This window comes from Weissella cibaria (assembly GCF_004521965.1).
Lineage (GTDB): Bacteria > Bacillota > Bacilli > Lactobacillales > Lactobacillaceae > Weissella > Weissella cibaria_A.
In genome coordinates this window covers 1-5474 of record NZ_SDGK01000087.1, presented here as the reverse complement: position 1 = coordinate 5474, position 5474 = coordinate 1, and the positions used below count along the sequence as shown (strand labels likewise).

Here is a 5474-nt window from a genome sequence, read left to right as displayed (position 1 = left end):
AAGCACTTCGACGAAATAATAAACAGCTTTATCTACGGATTCTCAAACGGACCAATAGAAGGTTCAAACAATAAAATCAAAGCAATTAAGCGCACGGCATACGGGTTACGTAGTTTCAAAAACTTTCGTCTACGTATTCTTATCTCATGCAAGAATAGTTTCTACTCAATGAACTATAAGCAAAAGGCAGCTTATCTCAACAATGTGAAGTCAGCTACCTAAGCAAGGTTCAAAATATTAAATTTTACCGGTCATCAGCACCATTCGACCTTGAACCAAGAAAAAGACCAGGTTAACCTAGTCTTTTTTCTGTCGTTTATTATGCTGCTAGCAAGTTTTTAGCCAAGTAGAAGCAACCGAGAATTCCCGCGTTATCACCGTTTCCCACGGTCACAATGTACTTATCCAAATCATCAACTGGCAAGTAATCAGCCAATTGTTCTGCAAACGACTTGCGCACCATTGGCAACAAGACTTCACGGTGTGGCACACCCCCACCGAAAACAATTCGGTCTGGACGCAACGTGACAGTATATGTCACAGCCGCTTGGGCCAAGTAGTAGGCCTCGATTTCCCAGGCTAAGTGATCATCTGGCAATGACTTAGCCGATTCGTGCCAACGATCTTCAATCGCTGGACCGGATGCCAAACCTTCTAAGCAAGCATCCCCGTGGAATGGGCAGTGTCCTGCATAGTTATCTTGTGGGTGCTTGCGCATCATAATGTGCCCAGCTTCAGGGTGTGAGTTACCACTTAACAAGTGACCGTGTTGGATAATACCAGCACCCACCCCAGTTCCAACTGTCAGATATACCACATTTTCAACATCTGCAGCCGCACCAGAAACGTATTCGGACCAGCCTGCACCGTTCACATCCGTCGTCCAGAAGTAAGGGATGTCACGCCAAGCCTTCATAGCACCCAAGAAATCATAACCTGACCAACCACGCTTAGGCGTATCCAACACATAACCATAAGTACGACTGTCTGGGTTAATATCAATTGGCCCAAAGGCTGCAATCCCGATTGCCGCAATATCTTCGTATTGATCAAAGAATGTGATGACTTGCGCCAACGTGCCCGCACCATCTAAGGTTGGAAAACTCTCACGTGCAATGACCGTATCCGGGTCATTAACGTCCGCAACCGCAACAACAAACTTCGTACCACCTGCTTCAATAGCCCCCAAAAGTGACATGATTTATTCCTCCTATAACACTGACAACTTTGAAATCAAAATTGCACCAACAATTACCAACAGCGTTCCAAGCAAAATGTACCCCATTTGACGCTTTGTCTTATGCTCACCAAGAATAAAGATGGCGCCAAAGGTTCCAACGATAATACCAGTTTGTGACAATGTCGTGGCTGTTGCTTGACCAACGTCTGGATTTCCAGTTGAGATGAACATAAAGACATTTCCTAATGCCCACACCAAACCAGTAATAACTTGACGTGCCGTTCCAGTCTTCATGATGTTGTTCGTTTCCTTGAAGTAGAATGCCACAATCAACAAAGCACCTAGAATTTGACCAACTGATTGTGGTGCCACAATCGCTGTCATATAGTCCAACCCGTTGTTTTGGTTGTGAACGGCATCTGAGATGTAGCCCCACTTGTTGAGCAAGTTAGGCAACACAAAGTACATCATAAAAGCTAGCGTTGAAACGATAACCGCTGAAACACCACCCTTGAAGTCACGCTCTGGGTTCGTTTCTGCCGGCGCGTTCTTATCGCGAACGGTCGTCAACAAAGCACCACCTGTTACCAGCACAATTGACAAGACTCCGAAGAACCACATCCGTTCCGTGTGCCATTCACCAAGCACAGCTGCGGCCATCAAAGCGTTACCGACGATTTGCCCGGATGTCGAAAGCGGATTTCCAATCGACACCCCTAGTTTCTTAAATCCAATCAGTTGGCCAACCTGACCAACCGCCCAAATCAAACCTGAAATAAATCCAACAGTCCAAATCCGTGAATTAAATGCATAATCCATTCCGGCATTCGGAATAACGAAGAAGGCCAAGGTACCAAAACCAAGTATGATGGCACCGATGGTCATCCCCATAATTCCTTGCGCCGCAGTTCCACCAGCTTTAGTCGTAACGATTCCAACAGAACCCCACGCCAACGCCGGCACTAATGCAATTAAAATTGACATAATAGCTCCCCTAATCAAAAAATTTGCCTCTCAATAGCTATTACGATACTCTTTTGAAACCGCTTACACAATTAACGTTTTTTAATTTCCCGTCATTTTTTAGATAATTTAGTCAAAAAACACCCAATTTCTGCAAGCAAATAGACAATCGGGTGTTTAAAAATTCGTCGTATTTAATTAAGCATTCTTACGGTCACGCATAAAGAGCGCGGCACCAATTGCACCAATAAAGACTGTAATTGCAGCGGTAATCCCCACTCATCCCCTTATCATAAGCGTGTAGCACGACTTGTTGGAGGTCATGCGCGAACGGCGCATTCGTCAGGCGATCACTAAAGTCAACCGCGTGGTCAGAAAATGGTCCGGCTTCAACCAACGCCTTGTGCAAACCAGTCGCTGCCGCTTCAAGCATCTTGACTGTCACGATGTGCGCGTTCAAATAGTCTTCATAGTGGTTTGTCTGGGTCAAACCAGTTTGGAATGCCGTGTAGCCCATGTAATTTTGCATCAACCCCGTTAGATAGGCGTTGATGGCATACACACCAGCAAGGCTATAAAGACGCCCAAAGACATGGCTGCTAAAGCTGACCACTTCTTGTATGCCTCCTCTTCTGTTATTCTCTTTCACCTAATTCCTATTTTTCGACAGGAATTGATTATAGGCGCTTTCACTTACTTTTCCAACAGAAAAAGAGCAGCTGATGGAAAATCATCAACTGCTCTTTTCAATTACTATTTAACACCGGCCATCAGGCGCTTGATGCGTGGTACCAAGGATACCAAGACCACACCAAGTACAACTGAGGCGATTCCGAACCAAGCGAAGTAAGCCACTTCGTTCTTAGGGTTGTACAACGTTACCAACTGGGCGTTCAACGCTGAACCAGCTGATGAAGCCAAGAACCACATTGACATCATTTGTGACATGAATGCCTTAGGAGCTAGCTTCGTTGTAACTGACAAACCAACTGGTGAAATCAACATTTCACCGATGATAACCAAGGCCCATGAGCCAACCAACCAAAGTGGTGACACCTTACCAGCCGTACCAAACATTGCACCAGGCAAGGCCATTAACAAGAATGACGCACCGGCGAACATCAAACCAATCGCAAACTTCATTGGTGAAGATGGTTGGTTTTTTTGCCACTTAACCCACAACCATGCAAAGAATGGCGTGTATAACATGATGAACAATGGGTTCAATGATTGGAACCATGACGCTGGGAACCATGACGTATCAACACGTTCGGCAGCAAAGGTTGCCAAAACGATTGATCCTTGTTCTTCAATGGCCCAGAACAATACAGCCGCCAAGAACAATGGAATGTATGAGATAACGCGTGAACGCTCTTCCTTGTTAACCTTAGCTGACGTAATCATCAACGTGAAGTAACCAATTGGCAACAAAATAGCGACAATCGTCAACAAGTTGACGAAGTTTTGCAAGCTCGTCCAGTCCATCAAAATCATCAACAAGACAACCAACGCAAAGGCGATGACACCAAGGACAATCTTAGTGACCAAAGGCTTAACTTCTTGGGGTTGCAATGGATCTGGGGCGTACATTGAATCTTCGTGCAAGTGCTTACCACCAAAGTGGAATTGCAACAATCCGAAGAACATACCGATAGCGGCCAATGAGAAGGCAACGTGGAAGCCAGCCTGATCTTGCGTCCAACCAACTAACAATGGGGCGATAAATGAACCCAAGTTGATTCCGAATACGAAAATTGAGAACCCAGCATCACGGGCTGAATCACCATCTTTATAAAGTGACCCAACCAATGATGAAACGTTAGGCTTCAACAGACCAGTTCCCAACACAATCAAAATCATTGAGGCGAACATTGCTGGGGCACCGAATGGCAATGACAAGGCGATGTGACCAAACATGATCAAAATACCACCCCAGAAGACCGTGCGACGTCGACCTAGCAAACGGTCAGCGATGAAACCACCGACAACACCTGATAGGTAAACCATTGACGCATAGATGGCCATGATTGAAGCTGCCGTTGCCTTTGTGATGTTCAAATCACCTGTCGCAATCAAATGCCACATGTAGTAAAGCAAGATAGCCTTCATACCATAGTAACTGAAACGCTCCCACATTTCGGTCATAAACAACGTTTGTAGACCACGTGGTTGTCCCAGGAATTTCTTTTCTGATTCCATAGAAAAGCTCCTTACGAATTTATATTTATTTGTTTTAACATAACTAATTCATTAGAAAAGACTTATTAATTTTACTTTAATTTCTTCATTTCCACAAGAAGATGTCAGAAATTGATTTTACTTTTTCCTACAAGGATAGTTTCGCGTTTGGTACAATGAATTGATATATCAGGAAAGAAAGGCGATATCATGGTTAAAATCGCTGTTACAAGTGACAATCACTTGGACATAAATAAGCAAGAACCCGCCGAAATTTTAGCGAAACAAACACAAAAAATTCTAGAAATGAACGTTAATTATTACCTAATTGCCGGTGACCTATTTAACGATTTTAAGAAATCAATGGCATATGTGAGCGATTTGCAAGAAAACCTGGGTGACCAGACCAAAGTTTTGTTTATTGCTGGTAATCACGACATGGGTTGCGGCACCGATTTTGCGGAGCTCGAATCACCCGTGCATGATTTTTACCTTCATAATAAGTACGTCGACGTTCCTGGCACGGATTGGCGGATTATCGGCCACAATGGTTGGTATGATTACCGATTTGCCCGTGACATTGACCCGGCAGATGTTGCCGCCTTCCGCCGCGGCTTTTACTACGACCGGATTATTGAACAACCAATGACTGATCCGGAGCGCATGGATCTAGGGTTAGCCCAAATGAAGGTACTCCTCGATGACGCTCAAGCCGCCGGTAAGCAAGTCATTTTCATGACCCACTTTGCACCAATTGGTGATGAATTAAGTTTTCCAATCGGCGATCGACGCTGGGCAACTGTGAACGGCGTCTTGGGATCACCACGTACTGGCGAATTGCTCGAAAGTTATGACAATGTGCGCCATGTCTTTTATGGCCACATTCACGTCACCGTGCCACCACGTGAAAAAAATGGGGTTACTTACTACAACCCCAGCGTTGGTTATAACCGCCGGCGCTTGCAAGAATGGACGGCTGATAACTTCTTTGATGCTTGGCAAAACAAAGTTCAAAAAATAGTGTTGACATCTAAATAAATATTCTGTATAGTATATATTCGTTGAGGCGATGCATATCGCTAAAGCGTTTATATGATGGGGGTTTAGCGAAGTCTGGTCAAACGCGGTGGACTGTAAATCCATTCCTTCGGGT

Annotated in this window: 6 protein-coding genes; 2 read left to right on the top strand and 4 right to left on the bottom strand. The window is 44.6% G+C overall.

All coding sequences use genetic code 11. The features are described 5' to 3' along the window. Positions 1 to 222, top strand: a 222-nt coding sequence (locus EST42_RS09450; protein ID WP_167711228.1) for a transposase, incomplete at its 5' end; no start/stop codon positions are given. Between the two features lie 97 nt (positions 223 to 319). Here the strand turns inward: EST42_RS09450 and EST42_RS09445 are convergent. The 4 genes from EST42_RS09445 to EST42_RS09430 all read right to left on the bottom strand — a co-directional run bounded on the left by EST42_RS09445 (position 320) and on the right by EST42_RS09430 (position 4342). Then, a complete protein-coding gene (locus tag EST42_RS09445; protein ID WP_134645192.1) occupies positions 320 to 1198 on the bottom strand; it encodes an ROK family protein in 879 nt (292 codons plus the stop codon). A 12-nt stretch (positions 1199 to 1210) separates the two neighbouring features. After that, on the bottom strand, positions 1211 to 2164 hold the full coding sequence (locus EST42_RS09440) for a GRP family sugar transporter (RefSeq protein ID WP_134645191.1): 954 nt from the start codon (positions 2162 to 2164) through the stop codon (positions 1211 to 1213). Between the two features lie 193 nt (positions 2165 to 2357). Further along, on the bottom strand, positions 2358 to 2756 hold the full coding sequence (locus tag EST42_RS09435) for a hypothetical protein (protein ID WP_245150465.1): 399 nt from the start codon (positions 2754 to 2756) through the stop codon (positions 2358 to 2360). 140 nt (positions 2757 to 2896) lie between these two features. Then, positions 2897 to 4342: a peptide MFS transporter gene (locus EST42_RS09430; RefSeq protein ID WP_134645190.1), complete on the bottom strand. Its 1446-nt coding sequence runs from the start codon at positions 4340 to 4342 to the stop codon at positions 2897 to 2899. 189 nt (positions 4343 to 4531) lie between these two features. Here EST42_RS09430 and EST42_RS09425 point away from each other — a divergent pair, with 189 nt between their 5' ends. After that, positions 4532 to 5359: a metallophosphoesterase gene (locus EST42_RS09425; protein ID WP_134645189.1), complete on the top strand. Its 828-nt coding sequence runs from the start codon at positions 4532 to 4534 to the stop codon at positions 5357 to 5359. The last annotated feature ends 115 nt before the right edge of the window (positions 5360 to 5474 follow it).

Bases quoted from the DNA above. Each gene is read 5' to 3' on its own strand.
- EST42_RS09430 (WP_134645190.1), bottom strand. From the start codon at position 4,342: ATGGAATCAGAAAAGAAATTCCTGGGACAACCACGTGGTCTACAAACG.
- EST42_RS09440 (WP_134645191.1), bottom strand. From the start codon at position 2,164: ATGTCAATTTTAATTGCATTAGTGCCGGCGTTGGCGTGGGGTTCTGTT.
- EST42_RS09445 (WP_134645192.1), bottom strand. From the start codon at position 1,198: ATGTCACTTTTGGGGGCTATTGAAGCAGGTGGTACGAAGTTTGTTGTT.
- EST42_RS09425 (WP_134645189.1), top strand. From the start codon at position 4,532: ATGGTTAAAATCGCTGTTACAAGTGACAATCACTTGGACATAAATAAG.